Below are 22432 nucleotides of genomic sequence, written 5' to 3'. Positions count from 1 at the left end.
AGAGTAGGACGTTGCTAGATTTTTTATTATATTTCAGCCACTAGAATAAATATTTCTAGTGGTTTTGTACATAATAGATAAAGATCCGTCTTCTACTTAATAAAAGTTGTATTTGATTATAATGTATAATATAATCAAAGCTAAGGAATTATTATTAAAGAATGTGAATAATATAAGAATGAGGGGGGACTCGTATGAATATAAAAGAAATTTTTAATAGTGGGATTTCTTTTGAAGAGTTTGTTAATAATGATGCTGATACTTATAAAGAAAAGACATTGGAGATATATCAAAATATTGAATTTGATGAAAAATTAGTAGATAGAGTGAAGGGCATAAATAAGAAGATAAATATATTAGCTTGTGCAGAAATATGGTGTCCTGATTGTATGATAAATGTTCCAGTATTGAAAAAGATGAAAGATTATAATGATAATATTGATATTGCTATAGTTCTGAAAGAAGGTAATGAAGAAATTTTTAAAAAGTATGGAATATCAGGTGCTATTAGAATTCCAACATTTATAATTTATGATGAAAAATTTAATGAATTAGGATCTTTTGTAGAATATCCAAAGGAAATAAAAAATATTGTAAACTCAGGAAATCAGCCTAAAATTATTGTAGCAAAGAGAAAATACAGAAAAGGTGAATATGCTAATGAGACGTTAAAAGATATATTAAATGTTATTTATTAGAAGATAAGGGGAGAAATAATGAACAGCTTAAGAAAAAGGACATTATCAGGATTGATATTTATTAATGTTTTAATATTAATTTTTACATTTAATGAAGCAAATGCTATTAAAGATAATCTTGATAATAATGTAAAAGACTGTTATTTGTCTCAACCATCTACTAATTGGGGAATATATAAAGAAAAAATAAAGGTAAAGGGAATCTTTGTTACTGGAAGTTCTTTAAGTCATAAAGATAAATTTAATAATCTTATTAAGTTAACAAATGAAACAGAAATAAACTCTATGGTTATAGATATAAAAGATGATAGTGGAATATTGACTTATGAGTCTAATATACCATTAGCTCAGGAAATAGGAGCTAATGAAATCGTTAAAATTTCTAATAAAGATGACTTTAGTAAAATAATGCAGGATGTTATGTCTAATGATGTTTATCCTATAGCTAGAATAGTTACGTTTAAAGATAGAGTATTAGGTTTTGAAAGACCAGATTTAGCTATAAAAGATAAAAGTGGTTCTGTATGGAAGGATAATAGTGGAAATGCTTGGTTGAATCCTTATAATGAGGATGCATGGGAATATCCAATACAATTAGCAGAAGAAGCCGCTTCAATGGGATTCAAAGAAATTCAATTTGACTATGTAAGGTTTCCCACCGATGGAAACAGAAATAATATAGATTATGGTGAAATAGGTAATAGAAAAGAAAAAGCTGATGCAATTGCTGAGTTTCTAGAATATGCGAGAAAACGACTAAATGAAAAGGGGGTCTATGTATCAGCGGATATTTTTGGTGATATTATAAATGTAAAAGGTGATTCCGCCATAGGGCAGCAACTAGAAATGTTAGGAGAAAATACTGATATATTATCTCCAATGGTTTATCCATCTCATTATGGTTTGGGATTTTATGGGTTTGATTATCCTGACACAAAGCCATATGAAATAGTTAATAGGGCAATGAATGATGCAATAGATAGATTAAATGTTATACCTGAAAAAGAAAGAGCAATTATAAGACCATGGTTACAAGATTTTTCTGCTCCATGGCTTAAAAATTCCTATGGAAGTAATTATATAACTTATGGACCTAAGGAAGTAAGAGCTCAAATAAATGCTACATGTGATGCAGGATTGGAAGAATGGATATTGTGGAATGCAGCTAATAATTATACAAAAGGAGCATTAGAAAAGGAATAAAAATAAGTAGAATTTTATATTGATAAAGATGTATTATCATGATAAAATAACTATATATTGAGTTATGAATATAAACATACACAATATTTTGTGTGTGTTTTGTTTTTGCATCATATTATTGGGTAAGAAATAATTGAACTAAATAATAAGGGAGGATTAAATTTATGATAAACGTAACTAAAAGAGATAAATCTCTAGTTCCTTTTAAACCTATTAAGATTCAAAATGCCATAGAAAAGGCAATGAGGGAAACTAAAAAGGGGGTAGATAAAAATCTTAGTAAAGAGATAACAGAAAATATAAAAATAAAATTAGAGAGAAAAGATTTGAATGTAAATGTAGAAGATATACAAGATATGGTGGAAGAGGAGTTAATGTCTAGTAATAGAAAAGATGTAGCTAAGAGATACATAATATATAGATTCGAGAAAAATAAAAGAAGAAGTTCTAAGAAAAAAGAATCTCGTTTATTAACAGATGAATTTATTAGTAATTATAAGCATAAACCATCTCCAATGAAGCAATTAGGAGAATTTATATATTATAGAACATATTCTAGATGGATACCAGAAGAAAGTAGAAGAGAATATTGGTGGGAGACTGTAAGACGTGCTGTAGAATATAATTGTAGTTTAGTACCTACAACTAGAGAAGAAGCAGAAAAATTATATGATAATATATACAATTTAAGACAATTTTTATCTGGAAGAACCTTTTGGGTAGGAAATACACCTGTAGCAAAACATTATCCAATGGCTAATTATAATTGTTCCTTTCAAGTAATTGATGATTTTGAAGCTTTTAGAGATTTATTTTATTTATTGATGGTAGGTTCAGGGGTTGGAGTAAGAATACTTAAGGATGATGTGAAATTACTTCCTAAAGTTAGAATAAATTATGAACTTATTCATGAAGATTATACTCCAATAAGTAAGAATGAAAGGGAAGATAGCACAAGTCTTGAATTTTTCCATAATGATACTGTAAAAATCACAGTAGGTGATAGTAAAGAAGGCTGGGTTCAAGGATTGGATTATTATTTCAAGATTATCTCTAGTAATGAGTATAGAAATATTTCTACAATAATTGTAAATTATGATAATGTAAGACCTAAAGGGGAAAAATTAAAGACTTTTGGTGGAAGTGCCAGTGGACATACAAGTCTTAAAAATATGTATCAAAAGATTCATAAAGTAATAGTGAAATTAGGTATTTTAAATAGTGAAAAGAGAGTTAAGTTAAGACCCATAGATTGTTTAGATATAGCAAATATTATAGGAGAAAATGTAGTAGTTGGCGGAGTAAGACGTACCGCTGAAATAGTATTACTTGATGCAGAAGATAAAGAGGCAATAGATGCAAAAACAAATTTATATAAACAAGTAGATGGACAATGGATAGTTGACAAGGATATAATTCATAGACAAATGAGTAATAATTCTATTTATTATAAAGAAAGACCAAGCAGAGAAAGACTTCATTGGCAAATAGAAAAAATGAGATATTCAGGAGAACCTGGATGGGTTAACGAAGTAGCAGGTGTAAAGAGAAGACCTAACATGAATGGAGTTAATCCGTGTGGAGAGATATTATTAGATTCAAAAGGGTTATGTAATTTAACCACAATAAATGTATATGCGTTTGTAAGTGGAGATGGTACTTTAGATTTGGATGGTCTTAAAGAAGCCCAAAGGCTTTCTGCTAGAGCAGGATATAGAATGACTTGTGTTGAACTGGAGATACCAAAATGGAATCGAGTTCAACAAAGAGATAAGTTAGTAGGATGTTCTTTGACAGGATGGCAAGATATGGTGAATGCTACAAATATGGATAGAGAAGACCAAGCTAGAATATTGAGGGAATTAAGAAAAACTGCTAATGAAGCAGCTAGTGAATATGCTGAGGAGTTAGAAGAAAATGAACCATTATTAGTTACTACTGTTAAACCAGAGGGTACTTTAAGTCAATTACCTACTGTATCTAGTGGTGTTCATTATTCCCATTCTCCTTATTATCTTAGAAGAATAAGAATAAATAGTGATGATCCATTAGTTAAAGTTTGTGAAGAATTAGAATATCCTATATATCCTGAAGTAGGGCAGGATTTAGAGACATGTAGTACTAAAGTTATTGAGTTTCCAGTAAAATCTCCAGAGGGTAAAACAAAATATGATGTATCAGCTATTGAACAACTAGAGAATTATAAATTATTCATGGAAAACTATGTAGATCATAACTGTTCAATTACAGTTCATGTAAGAGATCATGAATGGGATGATGTAGAAGAATGGGTATGGAAAAATTGGGATGATGTAGTAGCATTATCATTCTTATCATTAGATGATAATTTCTACGAATTATTACCTTATGAAGCAATAGATGAAGAGGAATATAATAAAAGAATTAATGAAATGAAACCTTTTGTACCATCTTTTTTAGGTAAATATGAGAAACAACAAACAGAATTTGATATTGGAGATGAGAGTTGTGATACAGGAGTATGTCCAATAAGGTAATGGAGGAATTAAAGTGAAAAAAAGAGGATTTGAAATAGTAGAAGATAAATATAGAAAACATTTGAATAAGAAAATAAATCTTCCTATAAGAGGAAGTAAAGGATCAGCAGGATATGATTTTTATTCTCCTGAAACTTTTATATTAAAACCTAATGAGAAAAAGATAATATGGACAGATATAAAATCTTATATGCAGGAAGATGAGGTTTTAAAAATATATATTAGAAGTTCTATTGGTATAAAGAGAGGTCTGATATTGTGTAATGGAACAGGCATAATTGACAAAGATTATTATTCTAATGTTTCCAATGATGGAAATATAGGAATAGCTATTACTAATATAAGCGAAAATGAAGTCGAGATAAAAGAAAATGAAAGAATAGCTCAAGGGATATTTCAAAAGTATCTTATAGCGGATAATGATAAAACCACAGATGAAAGATTAGGTGGAATAGGTAGTACTGGTAATTAAAAAGATGGTCGATTGACCATCTTTTTAATTGATATTTTTACTATAAAAAATCGGAAATATTACATAAAAGTCATAGAAACAAATCAAAATGAATATAAAAAAATACACTTATTCAATATTCAGAAAATACTTTTAAATTATTTGGTTTTATGATATAATAGATACTGTCTTATCGAAAAAATAATTAAATTTAAGATGATTTAATTATTTCTCCAAGTAAAATCTTCGTGCTTGGTCCAAATGTATTAAAAGAAAAGAATACAATTCTTAAGTTTAAAACATCATGAAAAATATTAATATCTATAATTGAATTATTTGTAAAGAGAAGTAACTTCCGGCGTACATTTCCTTTTATAGGGAGATAAAGAATAATTTACAATAATGTTTTATTATTGACATTTTTAATTTTCAAGTAAATACTACTTAAAAATGGGATGATTATTACTTTATATTTATACTAGAGTTTAATAACTAAAACAATATTATTAAGGGGGAAAGATATGAAAAGAGAAAAGAAAAAAATAGGATTGACGACAAAAATTTTATTAGGATTAGTAATTGGATTTATTTTTGGTTGTGGACTTTATTTTGTTCCATCAGGATTTTTAAAAGACACTTTAATGGTAGATGGATTATTATATTTAATGGGAGAAGTATTTTTAAGAGCTATAAAAATGCTTGTAGTACCGTTAGTTTTTGTGTCAATTGTTAATGGAGCTGCTAATATTGGAGATATAAAGAAATTAGGACGTATTGGTGGAAGGACATTATCTTTCTATATTGTAACTACTGCTATAGCAATTAGTTTAGCATTAGGAATGGCATCAATAATAGATCCTGGACAAAATTTTGATTTATCAGCAGCAGTAGAAACAGAAGTTGAAATTGGTGAATCATTACCTTTAGTGGATGTGCTTTTAGATATGGTGCCAGAAAATCCAATAGCAGCAATGACAAATGGAAATATGCTTCAAATTATAGTATTTGCTTTATTAATAGGAGTAGCTCTTTCTGCTTTAGGGAAGAAGACGAAGTATGTAACAGATTTATTTGCCCAACTTAACGAATTGATGATGAAAATTGTAGGGTATGTTATGTTATTAGCTCCAATAGGTGTATTTGCTCTTATATCTAGAACTTTTGCTTCTGAGGGATTAGGAGCTATTGGACCATTGATTAAATATTTTGGAACTGTAATTTTAGTGTTAATAATGCATGCTTTCCTTACTTATGGAAGTATTTTAAAATTATTTACAGGCTTAAATATAACAACATTTATAAGGAAGTTTTTCCCGGCAATTTCAGTTGGCTTCTCTACTGCTAGTAGTAGTGGTACTTTACCAGTATCTTTAGAAGTAGCTGAGAAGAATTTAGGAATATCAAAAAATGTATCCTCATTTACATTGCCATTAGGTGCTACGATTAATATGGATGGTACAGCTATAATGCAAGGTGTTGCTACTATATTTATTGCTCAAGTGTATGGTATAGAATTGACATTTTCTCAATTACTTACAGTAATAATTACTGCTACATTAGCATCCATAGGTACAGCAGGAGTACCAGGAGTTGGATTAATAATGTTATCAATGGTATTACAATCAATAAATATACCTGTTGAAGGAATTGGTTTGATAATGGGTATAGATAGATTACTTGATATGACAAGAACAGCAGTAAATATTGTAGGAGATTCAGTATGTACATTAATTGTAGCTAAAAAAGAAGGAGAATTTGATGAATCTAAATTCCGACAAAAAGAAAATAATTTTAATGGTGTAGCTGCTAGTAATTTGGATTATCAATAAGTTACAAATAAAATAACAACCGCTTTTAGCGGTTATTATTTTATTGTATTTTCTAAATTTAGTACTTCTTTTAATAATTTGATAAATAATTTATTTTGTTCCATAGTACCTATAGTTACTCTAATCCAATCCCCAGTAATAGGTCTAATAATCATACCTCTTTTTTGCAATTGTATAAAAACTTCATTGCAATTCCTTTCTACATTAACAAATATATGATTAGTTTCAGAAGGAGCATATTCTAAATCCATATCATCAAATTCACAATATAAATATTCTTTACCTTCCTTATTTACTTTATAACAATTATCTACAAATTCTTGGTCATTTAATGCTTCTATTGCCGCCATTTGAGCTAGCAAGTTAACATTGAAAGGTCCTCGTATTTTATTTATATTTCCTATGATTTCTTCAGAAGCCATAGTATATCCTACTCTTAATGCCGCTAATCCGTACATTTTAGAAAAGGTTCTCATTATTATTAAATTAGAATAATCATCTAATAATTTAATTGTATCTTTGGGATATTCAGGAGAAGTAACGTATTCTCTATAAGCTTCATCATATACTATAACAATGTCTTCCGGAACTCTTTTAAGAAAATCAATTAATTTATCCTCTGAAAATATTGTACCTGTAGGGTTGTTAGGATTACATAACCATATTAATTTTGTTTTTTTATTTATTTTTTGAAGTATACCATATAAATCATAGGTCCAATTTTTTAAGGGTACAATAATTGGAGTTCCTCCCATCATAGTAGTTGTTGCTATATATCTTGGGAAAGTAACATCAGCCATTATGACTTCATCTCCACTATTAATAAAGGTTTTTGCTATCATATCGAGCATTTCGTCGGATCCACTACTAGGTAATATTTGAGTAGTTTTCAATTTTAATTTTTCAGCTAAAGCTTCCTTTAATAGTGTAGAATTACCATCAGGATATATGGCTAATGAGTCAATGGATTCTTTTAGTTTATTTATAACCTTTTTTGATGTTCCCATAGGATTTTCATTTGATGCAAGTTTTACTACACTTTTCAGTCCGTATTCTCGTTTAACATCTTCAATAGGTTTACCAGGTTTATATGCCTGTAAATCTTTAATTTCATCTCTAAATTTTATCATTAAAGATACCCCCTTAAATTTTGTTATGTTATATATAAGATAATTATAACATAAATTTTTAAATATACAGATATTTATGAATATTTTTAATGTGATAAGGTAAAAAATTTAAAAGAGTAATAAAAACATATAAAAATAAATACTATAAAGAAGGGAATTCGGATTAAGTGTAGAATATTATAAATAATCTGAAAAATACAAATTTAACTCTAGTTGAGGGGGAATAGTCTATGAATAACTATAATGCCGATAGAATTAGAAATATTGCTTTTTTAGGACATAATGGAAGTGGAAAGACTACTTTAACAGAATCTATGTTAATGACAGCAAATGTGATTAAAAGATGTGGTAGAGTTGAGGAAAAAAATACAATATCTGATTATGATAAGGAAGAAAAAACAAGAGAAGTATCAATTTATACTTCTTTAATTCCAATAGAATGGAAAGAGCATAAGTATAATATTTTAGATACACCAGGATATTTTGATTTCATAGGAGAAGTTCATAGTGCATTGAGGGTATCTAAGGGAGCTGTTATAGTAGTTGATGCGTCTTCAGGTATTGAAGTTGGTGTAGAAAAAGCATGGAAACTTACTAGAAAAAGAAATATACCTACAATATTATATATCAATAAAATGGATAAAGAAAATATTAATTATGCTAAATTAATTAATGAATTGAGAGAAAAATTCGGAAAAGCTATCATACCTTTCCATATTCCCATAGGTAAAGAAGGAGATTTTAAAGGATTTGTTAATATAGTAGATATGAAGGCCAGAATTTATGATGGAGAGAAATGTAATGATGCTGATATATGGTCAGAAAAAGAGGTGAAAATGGGTAATTATAGAGAAATACTTGTGGAATCAGTAGCAGAAAGTGATGATGAATTATTAGAAAAATATTTTGAAGGAGAAGAGTTTACAGAAGAAGAAATTCATACTGCTTTAAGAAAAGGTGTTATAAAAGGAAAACTTATACCAGTATTATGTGGTTCTGCTAATTTAAATGTAGGAACTGAAACATTACTTGATATGATGTGGGATTATCTACCTTCACCAAAAGATTTAGAAAAGCCTCATGGAATTGATCCGAAAACTGAAGATAAGATAGAGAGAAATATAGAAAACACTGATCCATTTTCAGCAGTGGTATTTAAGACTATATCTGATCCTTATATAGGCAGAATTTCATTATTTCAAGTGAGATCAGGAGTAATTAAAAAGGAAGATGAAATTTATAATCCAAATACTGAAGAAATGGAGAAAATAGGAAAATTATTTGTGTTAAGAGGAAAAGAACAAATAGAGATAAATGAATTACAGGCAGGAGATATTGGTGCTGTATCAAAACTAAGTAATACTCATACTGGGGATACATTATGTGATGTAAACAATCCTATTAAATATAGATCAATTCCATTTCCAAAACCAACTCTATTTATGGCAGGTAAACCTATTACTAAAAATGATGAAGAAAAAATTGGACCAGCATTACAAAAGTTATTAGATGCGGATAAAACATTTACTGTTACAAGAAGTAATGAAACAAATGAGCTTATTATAGGAGGACAAGGAAATACTCAATTAGATGTTATAAAGAATAAATTAAAAGATGTTTTTGGAGTAAATATTGAATTATCAGATCCTAAGGTAGCTTATAGGGAGACTATAAAAGGAAATTCTACCGTCCAAGGAAAACATAAAAAGCAGTCTGGTGGAGCAGGACAATATGGTGATGTAATAATTAAATTTGAAAGTACAGAAAATGAATTTGAATTCAATGAAGAAATTTTTGGAGGTTCTGTTCCAAGACAATATATACCTGCAGTAGAAAAAGGATTAAAAGAATCTATTTCTAAAGGCGTACTAGCAGGATATCCAGTAGTAAATTTAAAGGCAACGTTATTAGACGGATCTTATCATCCAGTAGATTCTAGTGAAATGGCATTTAAAATAGCCGCTTCATTAGCCTTTAAAAAAGGATTAAAAGAAGCAAAACCTGTATTATTGGAACCGATAATGAAAGTTGAAACAACTATTCCTAATGAATATATGGGCGATATAATGGGAGATATGAATAAAAGAAGAGGTAGAATATTAGGTATGGAACCTCAAGAAGATGGAACTCAATTAGTTATAGCAGAGGTTCCTCAATCAGAGATGTTTAAATATACTATTGATTTGAAATCAATGACTCAAGCAAGAGGGAGTTTTATAATGGAATTTGCAAGATATGAAGAAGTACCAGCTGATTTAAGTGAGAAAATAGTATCAGAAGCAATGAACGAATAATACATAAAATTCACTATGATGATCATCATAGTGAATTTTTATTGTTTATATACTTAAAGTTATATTATTTATAAAGTATTGGATATAATTTATAAGGAACAGCTATTGAAAAAAATAAAAATAAATAGTATAATGAAACCAAAAGTCAAATAAGGTCAAAGTCAAACAAAAACAATATTAATGAAATATAAAAGGATGATTTTATGGCTAGAATTAGCGATATAATAGAAAACTTTATCTTATCTATGATGAACGAAAATGATAAAGAAATTTTGGAAATACAGAGAAATGAATTGGCTGAATACTTTAATTGTGCTCCTTCTCAGATAAATTATGTATTATCAACTAGATTTACTACTGATAAAGGATACTATATACAGAGTAAAAGAGGAGGAGGAGGGTATATAAAAATTGTAAAGGTAAATATAAAGGAAAATAATAATATACAAGAATTACTCATAAATAGTATTGGTGAATCAATTACAAAGCAAAAAGCATATACAATAATAGATAATTTAAGAGAAAAAGAATTTGTTACGAGTAGAGAAAGTTTAATTATGAAAAATGCTATTGGTGATAGAGCATTGTCAAATGTAAGAGGTTACAAAAATAATTTGAGAGCTACAATATTTAAAGATATGTTGATTTCTTTAATTGAATAGGAGGGATATGTTATGATGTGTGAGAAATGTGGAGAAAGTCAAGCAACAGTCCATTATACAGAAATTATTAATGGACATAAAAGTGAAGTACATTTATGTGAAAAATGTGCTGGAGAAAAAGAAGTAGGATCGCATTTTTCAATTAATCATTTATTAGCTGGACTTTTAGATAATCAAATAGACGGAAATATGAAGATTGATTATGTAGAACCACAGAAATGTAAAGTTTGTGGGATGACTTATAATAGGTTCAAAGAAACAGGAAAACTTGGTTGTAGTGAGTGCTATTCGACTTTTAATGATAGATTAAATTCTTTATATAAAAGAATTCATGGACATGATGTTCACGTGGGGAAAATTCCTATTAAATCAGGAAAATCTATGAAGGTAAAAAAAGATATAGAAAAACTTCAATTAGAGTTAAAGGAAGCTATAGAAAATGAAGAATTTGAGAACGCCGCAATATTGAGAGATAAGATTAAAAAACTCGAAAAAAATATTAAGGAATGAAAGTGGGTGATTAAATGAAATGGTTAGATGGTGAAGGTTCTGATAAAGATATAGTGGTGAGTAGTAGAATAAGATTAGCTAGAAATATAAGAGATATAAAATTCCCTCAAGAATTAAATAATGAGATGGCAGAAGAGATAAAAAACAAGGTAAACAATTCTGTTATAGCCGATGAAAGAAATAACGATGTTTTTAAGTATTATGATTTAAAGGATATAAATTCTACTGAACAAAGAGTTTTAGTAGAAAAACATTTGATTAGTCCGGGATTATTGCAGAATAGTCAGATAGGAGGGTTTTTGATAAGGAAAGATGAGAAAGTTACAGTAATGATTAATGAAGAAGACCATATAAGAATGCAAGTTATATATCCTGGGCTTAATTTGGAAGCATGTTGGGAAGAAGCTGATAAATTAGATGATATAATTGAAGCAAATACAGAATATGCTTTTGATGAAAAAATAGGTTATTTAACTGCTTGTCCTACTAATATTGGTACTGGAATGAGGGCATCAGTAATGCTCCATCTTCCTTCCTTAGTATTAACTAAGCAGATTAACGGTATATTTCAAGCAGTAAGTCAAATAGGTCTTACTGTAAGAGGACTATATGGAGAAGGAAGTAATGCTAAGGGAAATTTATTTCAGATATCTAATCAAATAACATTAGGTGAATCAGAGAAAGATATTATGAATAAGTTAAAAAATATAGTACAGCAACTTATAAATAATGAGAGACAGGCAAGGGAAAAAATATATAAATTTAATAAAATAAAAATTGAGGATAAGATTTATAGGTCTTTGGGTATACTAAAAAATGCTAGAATTATGAATTCTGAAGAATCTATGGAATTATTATCTGATATTAAGCTTGGAATTGAGATGAATATTATACGAAATATTGGTAGAAAGACGATTAATAAATTAATTATTAAGACTCAACCAGCAAATGTGCAAAGTAAATATAATAAAGATTTAAATCCTAATGAGAGAGATATAAAAAGAGCAGAAATAATTAGAAAAGAATTGGATATATAAGGAGGTAATATAATGGCAATGTTTGGAAGATTCACGGAAAGAGCTCAAAAAGCGATAGTATTAGCCCAAGAAGAAGCACAATCATTAAATCATAATTATGTAGGAACTGAACATTTGTTGTTAGGAATAGTAAGAGAAGGAGAAGGTATAGCATCTCAAGTATTAAATAATCTTGGAGCTAATACTGAAAAAATAAAATCTGAAATAGAAAAAAGAATAGGAAGAGGTAGAGAAGAAACAGAAGTATTGGGATTTACTCCAAGAACTAAAAAGGTATTTGAATTAAGTTTTTTACAGGCTAGAAATATTGGTCAAAATTATGTTGGAACAGAACATATACTTCTAGGACTTTTAGCAGAAGGAGAAGGTGTGGCTCCTAATTTACTTAAAGCCATGGGAATAGATTTAAATAAGGTTAAAAATGAAATAGTTGAAATAATTGGTAAAAATAATAGTACTGGAGATCCACAAAATATAGGAGCTTATTCACCAGGTGGAAATGTATCTTCAAATACTAAAACTTTAGATCGATATGGAAGAGATCTAACAGTTTATGCTAAAGATGGAAAATTAGATCCTGTAATAGGAAGAAGTAAGGAAATAGAGAGAGTTATTCAAGTACTAAGTAGGAGAACAAAAAATAATCCTGTTCTTATTGGAGAACCAGGAGTAGGTAAAACAGCAATTGCAGAAGGATTGGCTCAAGAGATTGTTGAAGGAAAGGTTCCTGAAATCTTAAAGAATAAAAGAGTTGTAACATTAGATTTAGCTTCTATGGTGGCAGGAGCTAAATATAGAGGTGAATTTGAAGATAGATTAAAGAGAATGATGGAAGAAATCAGGCAGTCAGGAAATATTATATTGTTTATTGACGAGATGCATACTATAATAGGAGCCGGAGCATCAGAGGGAGCAATGGATGCTTCTAATATATTAAAACCAGCACTATCTAGGGGAGAACTTCAAGCAATAGGGGCCACAACTCTTGATGAATATAAAAAACATATAGAAAAAGATGCAGCATTGGAAAGAAGGTTTCAAACAATTGTGGTAGAAGCTCCTTCAGTAAAGGATACAATAAAAATTCTTGAGGGATTAAGGGATAGATATGAAGCTCATCACAGAGTTAAGATTACAGATGAAGCATTAAAAGCTGCAACAGAATTATCAGATAGATATATTGCTGATAGGCATTTACCTGATAAGGCTATAGATTTAATAGATGAAGCAGCTTCCAGAGTGAGAATTCAGTCAATTACAGCCCCACCGGGTCTTAAAAATATTGAAGAGAGATTAGAGGAGTTATCTCAAGAAAAGGAAGAAGCTATTAATACTCAAAATTATGAACATGCAGCTAAACTTAGAGATGAAGAAAAGAGTTTGAAAAAGGAATTAGAAAAGGAAAAAGAAGAATGGAACAAAGATAAAAGAATTGAATCAAGTGAGGTAGGATATGAGGAAATAGCTTATGTAGTATCCACTTGGACTGGAATTCCAGTTAAGAAAATGACTACAGAAGAATCTGAAAGACTATTAGATTTAGAAAATATTCTTCATAAAAGAGTAATAGGACAGGATCAAGCGATTAAAGCAGTATCTAGTGCTGTTAGAAGAGCTAGAGTTGGTCTTAAGGATCCTACAAAGCCAATAGGTTCATTTATATTTTTAGGTCCTACTGGAGTAGGTAAAACTGAGTTATCTAAAGCATTAGCTGAAGCATTATTTGGTGATGATAATGCAATGATAAGAATAGACATGTCTGAATATATGGAGAAACATTCTGTTTCTAGATTAGTTGGTTCTCCTCCTGGATATGTTGGATATGATGAAGGAGGACAACTGACAGAAAAGGTAAGAAGAAAACCATATTCAGTTATTTTATTTGATGAAATAGAAAAGGCTCATCCGGATGTTTTTAATATATTGCTTCAGTTATTGGATGATGGTCGTTTAACTGATTCTAAAGGAAGAGTAGTTGACTTTAAGAATACAGTGATAATAATGACATCGAATGTAGGTGCAAATACAATTAAAAAACAAAAAAGATTAGGATTTGCAGCATATCAAGATGAAGAGAAAGCTGAATATGAAAAAATGAGGGATAATGTACTTGAAGAATTAAGAAGAAGTTTTAGACCTGAGTTTTTAAATAGAATTGATGAAGTGATAGTATTTCATTCATTAAATCAAGAACATATAAATGAAATAGTGGATTTAATGATGAGAGATTTAGAAGAAAGATTAAAGAAATTAAATATAAATGTTAAAGTAACCGATAAGGCTAAAGAACACATAGGAAAATCTGGATTTGATAGCCAATATGGAGCTAGACCATTAGAAAGATCAATAAGAAAAATGATAGAAGATAAGTTATCAGAAGAAATATTAAAAGGAAATTTTTCGAAAGATGATAATATTTTAGTAGATTTAGAAGGGAAAGAGTTGATATTTAGAAATATTTAATTAAACAGCGATAAAACTAGAAGTTTTATCGCTGTTATATTTTAGTGAAGGATATAAATGTGGTTTATAGAAAAAAATATATGTAAAATTAATTAAGGAGTAAAGTAAATAATAATATTATAAAGTGGATATACTTAATAGTTAGGGGGTATAGTTTTGGTTAAATTAAAAAGTAAATTTGTCTGTCAAGAATGTGGGTATGAAACTCCCAAGTGGATGGGAAGATGCCCAGGATGTAATGAATGGAATACATTGGTTGAAGAAATATATGATAAAAAGAATAATGCAAAGATTATTCAGGGTGCTTCATCAACATATAAAAAGTTAAAAGAAGTAAGAATTGAAGAAGAAGAAAGAACTAGTACAAAAATAAATGAACTAGATAGAGTGTTAGGAGGAGGAATAGTTAAAGGATCTCTTATTTTGGTTGGAGGAGATCCTGGTATAGGAAAATCTACATTATTGATACAGGTTGCAAATAATCTATCAATTAAAGATAAAAAAGTTTTATATATATCTGGAGAAGAATCTGCTAAACAAATAAAAATAAGAGCTGATAGATTGAATGTAAATAGCGATAATTTATATATAATCTCTGAAACCAATATGGGATTAATAGATAATGTAATAAAGGATTTGAGTCCTGATATTTTAATAGTTGATTCTATTCAGACAGTATATCATCCTGATATAACTTCAGCCCCTGGTAGTGTGAGTCAGGTTAGAGAAGTAACGTCTAAACTTATGAACATGGCAAAATCTAAGGATATAGCTACTTTTATTGTAGGACATGTTACCAAACAAGGTTCAATAGCTGGTCCTAGAGTTTTAGAGCATATGGTAGATACTGTTTTGTATTTTGAAGGTGAGAGACATAATGCATATAGAGTTCTAAGGGCTGTAAAAAACAGATTTGGGTCTACTAATGAAATAGGTATGTTCGAAATGAGAGATAAAGGACTTAAGGAGGTAGAAAATCCTTCTGAAGTACTTATTACAGGGAGACCATTGGATTCTGCAGGAACCATAGTAGTACCAGCGGTAGAAGGTACAAGACCGATGCTTGTAGAAATTCAAGCTTTAGTTAGTTCTACAGCATTTGGTATGCCAAGACGAGTTGCAACGGGAATTGATTATAATAGAGTGATATTGATGTTAGCCGTATTGGAAAAAAAGGCAGGATTACAATTGCAAAATATGGATTGTTATATTAATATAACTGGAGGGATTCAAATAAGAGAACCTGCAATGGATTTGGGAATAATAAGTGCTATAGTTTCTAGTTTTAGAGATAAGGAAATAGATACGGAGACAATAACGATAGGAGAGGTTGGGCTTACTGGAGAATTAAGAGCAGTGAGTTTAATGGAAAAAAGGCTTTTAGAGGCTTCAAAGCTTGGATTTAAAAAGGCAATAATTCCTTATTCTAATTTGAAAGGTTTAGAAATTAAAAATATAGATATTGAGATAATAGCAGTAAAAAACATAAATGAAGCTATTGAATATACTTTAGGAAGGTGATTTAATGTATCAGGGCCAAGGAAAGGAGAATATCTTTGAAGCTATTAAAATGGTTTCTCCAGGCACAGTATTGAGAGAAGCTTTGGAGAACATAGTAAGAGCTAAAACAGGTGCTTTGATAGTTGTGGCAGATAGTAAAGAGGTAATGGAAACTGTGGATGGAGGATTTAATATTAATAGTGAGTTTATACCTGCTTATTTATATGAGTTAGCAAAAATGGATGGAGCAATCATTCTTAATCATAACTGTACTAGAATACTCTATGCCAATACTCAATTAATACCTAGATTTGATATTGATTCTAAAGAAACTGGAACAAGACATAGAACTGCTGAAAGAGTTGCAAAACAGACTAATGAATTAGTAATATCAATTTCTGAAAGAAGAAATATCATTACTCTCTATAAAGGGGAACATAAATATGTTATTAGAGAGATAAGTAATATATTAAATAAAGCAAATCAAGCAATACAAACTTTAGAAAAATATAAAGTAGTATTAAATCAAACGATTATAAATCTTAGTGCTTTAGAATTTGAGGATTTAGTAACTATAGCTGATGTTACAAAGGTTCTACAAAGGACGGAGATGGTTAGGAGAATAGCTGTTGAAATAGAGAAATATATATTAGAATTAGGAAATGAAGGAAGACTTATTAGTATGCAGTTAGAAGAATTGACTAATAATGTGGAAGAAGATGGATTGTATGTTATAATGGATTATGAAAGAAGAGAAGAAGAATATAGCTTTGAAGATATTAGGAAAGAAATAAAGCAATTGTCTTCAGAAGAGTTATTAGAGCCTCAAAATATATCTTATATATTAGGTTATGGTTACGATATAAATTCTTTAGAACAAGGAATATGTCCTAGGGGTTATAGAATTTTAAGTAGAATACCTAGATTACCGTCTAATGTATTAGAAAATTTAATTTCTAATTTTGAAACCTTCCAAGAAATATTAAAAGCCAGTACAAGGGATTTAGATAAGGTTGAAGGTATTGGAGAAGTAAGAGCTAGAACTATTAAGGATGGGCTTAGGAGATTTCAAGAACAATCTTTACTGGATAGACACATTTAAAATTTAAAATAAGTTGACAAGGTTTTGAGATATATGGTAAAATATTTAATTTGACAACTTATGTATTATATTGTATACTATCTTCATAAGGCTTTATAATATAGGAGGTTTTTGCTATGTTTAATATTGGTGACAAAATTGTTTATCCTATGCATGGAGCAGGAATCATTGAAGGGATAGAAGAGAAAGAAATCTTGGGGGAAAAGAAAAAGTATTATGTTATGAAAATGCCTATGGGAGAGATGAAAGTAATGGTTCCTATGGATAATATAGAAGATATAGGAATAAGAGAAGTTATTAATTTAAGTGAGGTTGAACAGGTCCTAGCTGTATTAGGAGATGATAAAACTAAAATGCCTCAAAATTGGAATAGAAGGTATAGAGCTAATATGGACAAGATTAAAAGTGGAGATATTTATGAAATATCAAGCGTAGTAAGGAATCTTGTAATTAGAGATAGAGAAAAAGGTCTTTCTACAGGAGAAAGAAAGATGTTAAATAATGCAAAACAAATGCTTATAAGTGAATTAGTATTGGCTAAAAATATAGATGAAAAACAAGCGGAAGAATTAATAGAGAATATAATCAAGTAGCGTCTATATGACGCTTTATTTTTATATAAGTGTAAAGTTGGTGTTTCTTATAATTATTATTGTCTCAGATAATATATTAACAAAAATTGCTTAATAGTCTATAATAGTGATAAATAGGTTATAGAAGTTATATTATTGGGACATAATTATAAGATAGGAGGTGAAGTGTTTGATAAATAAAATAATTAGAGTTATTTTGACTTTATTAGGTGTAGTTTTAGGTTATGGATTAGTTGTAATTTTAAATAATTTAGAAGTTTTAAATTCTATTCAAGGAACAACTTATGAACAATTTATTTATCTTTTCATTATTATTTTAATGGGACTTATAGTGTTTATATTATCACCAAAAATTATTAAGTTAGGTAGTTTTATAGTATCTAGTTTAGAAGGAGAATTGTATAAAATTCCTGCTTCAGATATAATATTGGGCTCGTTGGGCCTTATTATAGGATTAGTGATTGCATATCTTATAAGTCAGCCTATATTTATGTTGGATATACTTTTTTTGACAATACCTGCATCTATATTATTATATTTATTGTTTGGATACTTAGGTATCATTGTAGCAACAAAGAAAAGAGAAGATTTTACTAGATTATTTAATTTCTTTAAAAAAAGCAATGCTAAAGAAAAAAATATAAATTCATCTAAGTCAAGAATTAAACCTAAGGTTCTTGATACTAGTGTAATAATAGATGGAAGAATTTCGGACATTTGTCAAACAGGTTTTGTAGAAGGTCCATTAGTAATCCCTAAATTTGTATTAGAGGAGCTTCAACATATAGCTGATTCTTCAGATTCTTTGAAGAGGAATAGAGGTAGAAGAGGATTAGATATATTAAATAAAATACAAAAAGAATTAGATATTGAAGTAATGATATACGAGAAGGATTTTGAAGACATTAGTGAAGTAGATAGTAAATTATTAAAACTAGGTCAATTATTAGAAGGTATGGTAGTAACTAATGATTATAATTTAAATAAAGTTGCTGAATTTCAAGGAGTAGAAGTATTAAACATTAATGAATTAGCAAATGCTGTTAAGCCAGTAGTATTACCCGGAGAAGAAATGATGGTTCAGGTTATAAAAGATGGTAAGGAGTCTGGTCAAGGAATTGCTTATCTTGACGATGGAACTATGATAGTAGTAGACAATGGTAGGAAACATATAGGAGAAACATTGAGTGTAGTAGTAACTAGTGTATTACAAACTGCTGCAGGAAGAATGATATTTGCAAAACCTAAATATATGATAGACCAAGCAGGTTAGAAGAAGCCTCTGATTAAAATTAATCAGAGGCTTCTTGATGTAAAATAATTTTAAATGTTATAAAAAATCATATACTATTTCAATTAATAGTATAGCATATATAATATTATATGATATAATATATGAGAAAATTTAAAAATTATATCATGTTTTAAAAAAGGGGAGATTATTTTGCATAACATTAATAAGTTAATTGATTCTTATATATCAAAAGATAAAGAAACTTATTACAATTTAACGCCAGAAAAATTAATAGAAATTGCTGTAAAAAAAGAAGAAGGATATTTAGCTGAAAATGGAGCATTGAGTATTAATACTGGAAAATATACAGGAAGATCTCCAAAAGATAGATTCATTGTGGATGAATCAATAGTAAGTGATTATATTAATTGGAATGATATTAATCGACCAATATCTTTAAGGAATTTTAGAAAGTTATTTGAAAAGGCTTTGGACTATATGAGTGATAAAGAGTTATATGTATTTGAAGGTTTTGTGGGATCGGATTTAGATTATAGAATGCCTATTAGAGTAATAAATGAATTTGCTTATCAAAATTTATTTGCACAACAAATGCTTATAAAACCTAAAAAAGAAGAGAAAGAAGATTTTAAATCTGAATTTACTGTTATAGCATTACCAAATCTTAAAGGAGATCCAGAAATAGATGATATAAATTCAGAGGCCTTTATAATAATAAGCTTTGAGGAAAAATTGGTGCTTATCGGAGGAACTAAATATAGTGGTGAAATTAAAAAATCTATATTTACAGTGATGAATTATTTATTGCCTTTTAAAGATATACTTCCTATGCATTGTTCAGCTAATATAGGTGAAAAAAATGATGTTGCATTATTTTTTGGTTTATCAGGAACTGGAAAGACTACCTTATCAGCAGATGCAAATAGAAGATTAATAGGTGATGATGAACATGGATGGACGGAAAATGGTGTATTTAATTTTGAAGGTGGATGTTATGCAAAATGTATTAATCTTTCGGAAGAAAAGGAACCACAAATATTTAATGCTATAAAAAGAGGGGCAATATTAGAAAATGTAGTGGTGGATAATGAAACAAAAATTCCAGATTATGCTGATAATAAATATACAGAGAATACTAGAGCAGCTTTTCCTATAGAACATATTGATTCAGCAGTATATGAAGGTAAAGGAGAGATTCCTAATACAATTATTTTTTTAACAGCTGATGCTACAGGAGTATTACCTCCAATATCAAAACTTACAAAAGAACAAGCAATGTATCATTTTATGTCAGGATACACTAGTAAACTTGCAGGTACCGAAAGAGGAATAATTGAACCTAAAGCCACATTTTCAGCTTGTTTTGGAGAACCTTTTATGTTATTGAAACCTCAGGTATATGCAAAACTTTTAGGAGAAAAGATAGAAAAATATGATACAAATGTATTTTTATTAAATACAGGCTGGACAGGAGGAGAATATGGAGAAGGAAGTAGGATTGAGCTTAAATACACAAGAGCCATGGTTAGATCTGCATTAAGGGGAGACTTAGATGAAGTGAAATATATTAAGGATCCGATATTTAATTTAGCTATACCAACGGAATGTAAAGATGTTCCTAACGATATTCTAGAACCTTCTAATACGTGGAAAAATAAAGGAGCATATTTTGAAAAGGCAAAAGAATTAGCAAAAAACTTTATTGATAATTTTCAAAAGTTTCAAGATGCTTCTGATGATATAAAAAATGCAAATCCAGAAATATTATCTAAAGTTATATAATTGTAATAAAAACTACCTTAAAGGTAGTTTTTATTATTAAGAATTAATTTATGTTATAATTGTATTGAGGTGAAGAAATGTCTTATAATGATAAAAAAGTGGCTGTAGTTATACCATCAGCTGGAATGGGAAAAAGAATGAATAGTAATATAAATAAACAATATATAGAGCTAAAAGGAAAAGCAATATTAGCTCATACAATTGATAAATTTGAAAAAAACAAACATATTGATGAAATAATAGTTGTTACTAGAAAAGATGAAGTGAGTTTTTGTAAAGAGAATATTGTTACTAAATATAATTATCAGAAGGTAAAGACAGTTGTATCAGGAGGAAAAGAGAGAAAAGATTCAGTTTATAATGGATTAAAAAAGGTTAGTAAAGATACTGATATTATTCTTATTCATGATGGAGCACGTCCATTTGTAAGTGATGAAATTATAAATGATTCCATAAAAGAAACTTTATTATATGATGCAACAGTTGTGGGAGTTCCTGTAAAAGATACAATAAAGAAGGTAAATGAAGGTAATATTGTAGAAGACACTCCTGATAGAAGAAATTTATGGTCAGTGCAAACTCCTCAAGGTTTTTCTTATGATATTATTACAAAATGTTATTTAAAAAGCATAGAAGATGATATAGAGACTACAGATGATAGTATGTTAGCAGAATATTATGGTTATCAAGTTAAAATGATAATGGGAAGTTATAAAAATATTAAAATAACTACTCCAGAAGACATTCTAATGGGAGAAAAATTCATTTAGTAGAGGTGATATAATGAGAATTGGATTAGGATATGATGTGCATAAATTAGTAGAAGGAAGAGATTTGGTTATTGGTGGAGTGAAAATAGATTATGATAAAGGATTATTAGGTTATTCTGATGCCGATGTACTTATTCATGCCATAATGGATAGTATTTTGGGAGCTTTAGCATTAGGAGACATTGGAAAGCATTTCCCTGATACCAGTGAAGAATTTGAAAATATAGATAGTATGAAACTTTTAGAAGTAGTTTATACTAAAATAGTAGAAAGAAATTATACTATTGGTAATATAGATGCAGTTATAATAGCTCAAAAGCCTAAAATGGCACCTTATATTTTAAATATGAGAGAAAGAATAGCGGAAGTTTTACATACTTCTATTGAAAATATTAATATAAAATCTACAACTACTGAGAAACTTGGATTTGAGGGCAGAGAAGAAGGCATATCCGCTCAAGCAATATCTTTATTAAATATTAAGTAAAAATATTTATATATTTAGAAATTTTATTGACAAATATAAATATTTTTAGTAGTATAAATTAAAATCAAATAATGAAATGTGTTGATTGGAAATAGTAGATATTTATGAATTAAAGAGAGAAAATCCTAGGCTGTGAGATTTTCATTCCTC

The 22432-nt window shown here is 28.9% G+C and carries 18 protein-coding genes; 17 read left to right on the top strand and 1 reads right to left on the bottom strand.

Annotation, left to right across the window (positions count from 1 at the left end; translation table 11 throughout):
* Positions 1 to 194: 194 nt before the first annotated feature.
* The 5 genes from GOQ29_RS05300 to GOQ29_RS05280 all read left to right on the top strand — a co-directional run bounded on the left by GOQ29_RS05300 (position 195) and on the right by GOQ29_RS05280 (position 6697).
* Complete coding sequence (locus tag GOQ29_RS05300; protein ID WP_203371604.1) at positions 195 to 698, top strand: thioredoxin family protein; 504 nt, start codon at positions 195 to 197, stop codon at positions 696 to 698.
* A gap of 18 nt (positions 699 to 716) precedes the next feature.
* A complete protein-coding gene (locus tag GOQ29_RS05295) occupies positions 717 to 1901 on the top strand; it encodes a putative glycoside hydrolase (protein ID WP_203371603.1) in 1185 nt (394 codons plus the stop codon).
* Between the two features lie 164 nt (positions 1902 to 2065).
* Positions 2066 to 4417, top strand: coding sequence for a ribonucleoside-triphosphate reductase, adenosylcobalamin-dependent (gene nrdJ / locus GOQ29_RS05290; protein ID WP_203371602.1), 2352 nt, complete (start codon positions 2066 to 2068; stop codon positions 4415 to 4417).
* A 13-nt stretch (positions 4418 to 4430) separates the two neighbouring features.
* Positions 4431 to 4889, top strand: a complete 459-nt coding sequence (locus tag GOQ29_RS05285) for a dCTP deaminase/dUTPase family protein (RefSeq protein ID WP_350445975.1) — start codon at positions 4431 to 4433, stop codon at positions 4887 to 4889.
* A gap of 500 nt (positions 4890 to 5389) precedes the next feature.
* A complete protein-coding gene (locus tag GOQ29_RS05280) occupies positions 5390 to 6697 on the top strand; it encodes a dicarboxylate/amino acid:cation symporter (RefSeq protein ID WP_203371601.1) in 1308 nt (435 codons plus the stop codon).
* Positions 6698 to 6732: 35 nt separating this feature from the next.
* Here GOQ29_RS05280 and hisC read toward each other — a convergent pair whose 3' ends face one another.
* On the bottom strand, positions 6733 to 7827 hold the full coding sequence (hisC, locus tag GOQ29_RS05275) for a histidinol-phosphate transaminase (RefSeq protein ID WP_203371600.1): 1095 nt from the start codon (positions 7825 to 7827) through the stop codon (positions 6733 to 6735).
* Between the two features lie 230 nt (positions 7828 to 8057).
* Here hisC and fusA point away from each other — a divergent pair, with 230 nt between their 5' ends.
* From fusA to ispF, 12 genes are all read left to right on the top strand, one after another.
* Positions 8058 to 10121, top strand: coding sequence for an elongation factor G (gene fusA, locus GOQ29_RS05270; RefSeq protein ID WP_203371599.1), 2064 nt, complete (start codon positions 8058 to 8060; stop codon positions 10119 to 10121).
* 203 nt (positions 10122 to 10324) lie between these two features.
* A complete protein-coding gene (locus GOQ29_RS05265) occupies positions 10325 to 10783 on the top strand; it encodes a CtsR family transcriptional regulator (protein WP_203371598.1) in 459 nt (152 codons plus the stop codon).
* Positions 10784 to 10795: 12 nt separating this feature from the next.
* Positions 10796 to 11293: a UvrB/UvrC motif-containing protein gene (locus GOQ29_RS05260; RefSeq protein WP_203371597.1), complete on the top strand. Its 498-nt coding sequence runs from the start codon at positions 10796 to 10798 to the stop codon at positions 11291 to 11293.
* 14 nt (positions 11294 to 11307) lie between these two features.
* Positions 11308 to 12330: a protein arginine kinase gene (locus tag GOQ29_RS05255; RefSeq protein ID WP_203371596.1), complete on the top strand. Its 1023-nt coding sequence runs from the start codon at positions 11308 to 11310 to the stop codon at positions 12328 to 12330.
* Positions 12331 to 12342: 12 nt separating this feature from the next.
* Positions 12343 to 14793 (top strand): ATP-dependent Clp protease ATP-binding subunit, encoded by a 2451-nt coding sequence (locus GOQ29_RS05250; protein ID WP_484477063.1) that lies wholly within the window; start codon positions 12343 to 12345, stop codon positions 14791 to 14793.
* A gap of 156 nt (positions 14794 to 14949) precedes the next feature.
* A complete protein-coding gene (gene radA / locus GOQ29_RS05245; RefSeq protein ID WP_203371595.1) occupies positions 14950 to 16314 on the top strand; it encodes a DNA repair protein RadA in 1365 nt (454 codons plus the stop codon).
* 4 nt (positions 16315 to 16318) lie between these two features.
* Positions 16319 to 17395: a DNA integrity scanning diadenylate cyclase DisA gene (gene disA, locus GOQ29_RS05240; protein WP_203371594.1), complete on the top strand. Its 1077-nt coding sequence runs from the start codon at positions 16319 to 16321 to the stop codon at positions 17393 to 17395.
* Positions 17396 to 17511: 116 nt separating this feature from the next.
* Entirely contained in the window at positions 17512 to 17988 is a 477-nt protein-coding gene (locus GOQ29_RS05235; protein ID WP_203371593.1) for a CarD family transcriptional regulator, read from the top strand.
* Positions 17989 to 18148: 160 nt separating this feature from the next.
* Entirely contained in the window at positions 18149 to 19261 is a 1113-nt protein-coding gene (locus GOQ29_RS05230; protein ID WP_484477062.1) for a PIN/TRAM domain-containing protein, read from the top strand.
* Positions 19262 to 19432: 171 nt separating this feature from the next.
* Positions 19433 to 21025, top strand: a complete 1593-nt coding sequence (gene pckA / locus GOQ29_RS05225) for a phosphoenolpyruvate carboxykinase (ATP) (protein WP_203371591.1) — start codon at positions 19433 to 19435, stop codon at positions 21023 to 21025.
* 77 nt (positions 21026 to 21102) lie between these two features.
* Positions 21103 to 21795 (top strand): 2-C-methyl-D-erythritol 4-phosphate cytidylyltransferase, encoded by a 693-nt coding sequence (ispD, locus tag GOQ29_RS05220; protein ID WP_203371590.1) that lies wholly within the window; start codon positions 21103 to 21105, stop codon positions 21793 to 21795.
* A 13-nt stretch (positions 21796 to 21808) separates the two neighbouring features.
* Positions 21809 to 22282, top strand: coding sequence for a 2-C-methyl-D-erythritol 2,4-cyclodiphosphate synthase (gene ispF / locus GOQ29_RS05215; protein ID WP_207750648.1), 474 nt, complete (start codon positions 21809 to 21811; stop codon positions 22280 to 22282).
* Positions 22283 to 22432: the final 150 nt, after the last annotated feature.

The organism is Anaeromonas gelatinilytica (genome assembly GCF_016820635.1).
Classification (GTDB): domain Bacteria; phylum Bacillota; class Clostridia; order Tissierellales; family SIT17; genus Anaeromonas; species Anaeromonas gelatinilytica.
Note: the sequence above shows the minus strand (reverse complement) of the source record. Positions and strands in the feature narration are given on the sequence as shown.

Excerpts from the sequence above, each read along its gene's own strand:
- GOQ29_RS05250 (WP_484477063.1), top strand. The coding sequence starts at position 12,343 with ATGGCAATGTTTGGAAGATTCACGGAAAGAGCTCAAAAAGCGATAGTA.
- hisC (WP_203371600.1), bottom strand. The coding sequence starts at position 7,827 with ATGATAAAATTTAGAGATGAAATTAAAGATTTACAGGCATATAAACCT.
- disA (WP_203371594.1), top strand. The coding sequence starts at position 16,319 with ATGTATCAGGGCCAAGGAAAGGAGAATATCTTTGAAGCTATTAAAATG.
- GOQ29_RS05235 (WP_203371593.1), top strand. The coding sequence starts at position 17,512 with ATGTTTAATATTGGTGACAAAATTGTTTATCCTATGCATGGAGCAGGA.
- ispF (WP_207750648.1), top strand. The coding sequence starts at position 21,809 with ATGAGAATTGGATTAGGATATGATGTGCATAAATTAGTAGAAGGAAGA.
- nrdJ (WP_203371602.1), top strand. The coding sequence starts at position 2,066 with ATGATAAACGTAACTAAAAGAGATAAATCTCTAGTTCCTTTTAAACCT.
- GOQ29_RS05265 (WP_203371598.1), top strand. The coding sequence starts at position 10,325 with ATGGCTAGAATTAGCGATATAATAGAAAACTTTATCTTATCTATGATG.
- GOQ29_RS05280 (WP_203371601.1), top strand. The coding sequence starts at position 5,390 with ATGAAAAGAGAAAAGAAAAAAATAGGATTGACGACAAAAATTTTATTA.
- GOQ29_RS05260 (WP_203371597.1), top strand. The coding sequence starts at position 10,796 with ATGATGTGTGAGAAATGTGGAGAAAGTCAAGCAACAGTCCATTATACA.
- GOQ29_RS05300 (WP_203371604.1), top strand. The coding sequence starts at position 195 with ATGAATATAAAAGAAATTTTTAATAGTGGGATTTCTTTTGAAGAGTTT.
- GOQ29_RS05255 (WP_203371596.1), top strand. The coding sequence starts at position 11,308 with ATGAAATGGTTAGATGGTGAAGGTTCTGATAAAGATATAGTGGTGAGT.
- ispD (WP_203371590.1), top strand. The coding sequence starts at position 21,103 with ATGTCTTATAATGATAAAAAAGTGGCTGTAGTTATACCATCAGCTGGA.
- fusA (WP_203371599.1), top strand. The coding sequence starts at position 8,058 with ATGAATAACTATAATGCCGATAGAATTAGAAATATTGCTTTTTTAGGA.
- GOQ29_RS05295 (WP_203371603.1), top strand. The coding sequence starts at position 717 with ATGAACAGCTTAAGAAAAAGGACATTATCAGGATTGATATTTATTAAT.